1 protein-coding gene and 1 pseudogene are annotated in these 1867 nt (G+C 70.0%); one reads left to right on the forward strand and one right to left on the reverse strand.

Annotation, left to right across the window (positions count from 1 at the left end; genetic code table 11):
* Positions 1 to 227: pseudogene (locus ACIBEC_RS47510) on the reverse strand (hypothetical protein); the annotation flags it as partial.
* A 966-nt stretch (positions 228 to 1193) separates the two neighbouring features.
* On the opposite strand from ACIBEC_RS47510, the gene ACIBEC_RS47515 reads away from it, so the two are divergent.
* Positions 1194 to 1867 (forward strand): IPT/TIG domain-containing protein (locus tag ACIBEC_RS47515; protein WP_396290891.1); only part of this gene is annotated, 674 nt, incomplete at its 3' end.

A 1867-nucleotide genomic window follows, 5' to 3' on the forward strand; every position in this document is an offset into this window, starting at 1 on the left:
CTGTGGGCACCAGTCAGGATGTAGGTGCAAAACGGCGCAAGGATCAGGTCACCGCCCCCCGCGGCGTTGGCTTCGTCGACGGCATTGACCAATGCCGTCTCGCTGCACGGCACGGCCACCGCTTGCGCCGGACCCACGGCATCTGCGTGTGCTGCCGCAGCGGTGAGCAAGAGCCCGCCGACCGCGCCGGACCCGGCCAGTAATCGAAGTATGTTGATGGCTCGCACAACGCCTCCTTGGACGTATGAGCCACCCTCATCAGCCGATGCACCGCGAGAGCGCGTCGGTCGACGGCTTCCTCCGGTGGGCGCCCTCGCGAACCCGCGCCAGTATGCGCAGGCAGATGCCAGCTGCCGTCCCCAGCGGAGGGATGGGCAGCCCACCTGGTCAGATATCACAAGTAAGCCATCTGGGTTGCGTACCAACAAGAGCTTTGACGGCACGCCACCCATTCGGCGGAGCGCGCGCGAAGTCTCATTAGCCGGGCCGCGTGACCCCCTGCCGGCCACGGCGGCGTCCGGGGGCGGCGGTACGTTGCCCGGACCCCGAGAAGGCACAGGAGGCCGGCACCCGTAGGTCGCGGCGTTCCGGCATCTCAGACAGGGACAGCCACGACACGATCGTCCAGGTGGCCCACCAGGCGATGTCACTCAACCGGCCGACGGTGGAGTGTCGGCCGGCGAGCAGGCGCTGTCGCACGCATGCCGCCAGGGCGGCCACGCCGCCTCGGAGGGCGACCACATCCTTACCGAGCGGCGCCATCGGGGGATGGCAGCACTCGCGGTAGGCGCGAGCGGTTCATGAAAGCTGGGCCGTTCGGGTGACTGACCGTCAACGTTATTGCTTCATATCCATCCTGTCGGCGTAATGGTGATGTCTGAACCGGCGGGCCGCCCATCCCGTGCCGGGGAGCTCAGCTGGCGGCCGGTCCCTTGTTCCAGCCCCCTCTCGAACGTCCGGGGCTGATTCACTCCAGCCGTCCTGGCGCCAGCTCACCGGTACTCGCCGCAGCTCCCGGCCCAGATGTGTCGGTATGCACAGCCCTACGCCTCTCGGTCCGCCCTACGGCCGTTGACCGGCCGTGCCGCACGGCCTCTCACAGGGGTGGCTGGACAGCTGACAGGACCGGGGCCGGGCGGCGCGGTTGAAGGCCCGCCCGGCCGCCTTCACCGTTCTCACACAGGAGACGAATCGTGAACGCAACTGTGCACGCGGCGCCGTTGGCGCCGAACCTCACGCTGCCCTGGCCGCTGCCGCCCGTGCTGTTCGTGGACAACCCCAACGCGGGGCCCGCGGCCGGCGGCAACATCGTCACCCTCACCGGTCTGGGCCTCAACGCCGCCACCCAGGTCCACTTCGGATCGGCTCCGGCCACCATCGTGGCCGGTGACGTCCTCGGCTTCAGTCTCGTCGTCGTGGCCCCGCCCGGAAGCGGCACGGTGGCGGTGACCGTCACCACCCCGAACGGCACCAGCAACCCCGTGGCCTACACCTACCTGGTGGTTTCGCCGTCGCCCGCGCCCAACCCCACCGCCATCACGCCCGCCTCCGGTCCGGTCGCCGGCGGTACCCCGTTCATCATCACCGGTACCGGGCTCGCCGGGGCGAGCGTGACCTTCGGCGGTGCCGTGGCCACTGTGCTGGCCAGCGCCTCGAACGTGATCGCGGGCCTGACCCCGGCGCACGCCGCGGGCAACGTCCCCGTCGTGGTGACCACCCCCGGTGGATCGGCGAGTGTTCCGGGCGGCTTCACCTACCTCGCGCCCGCGCCGCCGGTCGTGACCGTGGCCATCACTCCGGTGGTCAGTATCCCGGCGGGCGGTGGCGTGTTCACCATCGTCGGCACCGACCTCACGGGTGCGACCGT

The organism is Kitasatospora sp. NPDC051164, from assembly GCF_044455625.1.
Lineage (GTDB): Bacteria > Actinomycetota > Actinomycetes > Streptomycetales > Streptomycetaceae > Kitasatospora.